This window comes from Neisseria sp. P0021.S007 (genome assembly GCF_051956855.1).
Genome location: NZ_JBQCXA010000483.1, coordinates 1 through 707, shown reverse-complemented (window position 1 = coordinate 707; position 707 = coordinate 1). Strand labels below are relative to the sequence as shown.

The 707-nt window shown below is 52.9% G+C and carries 1 protein-coding gene; it reads left to right on the top strand.

Translation table 11 applies throughout. The features are described from left to right. Positions 1 to 570 (top strand): alpha/beta hydrolase (locus ACTHUR_RS14140; RefSeq protein WP_440399184.1); only part of this gene is annotated, 570 nt, incomplete at its 5' end. Between the last annotated feature and the right edge of the window lie 137 nt (positions 571 to 707).

Genomic DNA, 707 nt, shown 5'->3' with positions numbered 1-707 from the left:
GCACAAGACTCCGCCCGCGGCGTTGCCGTCATCAACCACCCCAATCCCCTGCAAGGCGGCACCAACACCAACAAAGTCATCCAAACCGCTGCCAAAGCCCTCAGCCAACTCGGCTTCCATTGCTACCTGCCCAATTTGCGCGGCGTAGGCAATAGTGAAGGCGAACACGACTACGGCCGCGGCGAAACGCAAGACTGCATTGCCGTTATCGACTACGCCCGCGTGCAACATCCTGACGCGCCGCAATTCGTCCTGGCAGGTTTCTCATTCGGCGGCTACGTTTCCACCTTTGCCGCACAAGCACGCACGCCTGATTTGCTGTTGCTGATGGGCGCCGCCGTCCATCACTACACCGACCGCCCGGAACCATCCGATGTTCCTGATGTCGCCAAAACATTGATGATCCATGGCACGGAAGACGAAGTCGTCGAAATCAACAAAGCCCTGACATGGGCAGAACCACAAGGCCTGCCGGTTGTAACCATTGCCGGTTCGTCCCACTTCTTCCACGGCAAACTCATCGTTTTACGCGATACGATCACACGGTTTGCACCGGCTTTATTAGGCTAAAATCCGGCTACACAATAAAACAAGGCCGTCTGAAAGCTTTTTCAGACGGCCTTGTTTGTATGAAACCTTTATTATCTAAATATCAGGCTCAAGTATTCAGAAATCCATCAAGGATTTTCTACTTAACATATCAATTC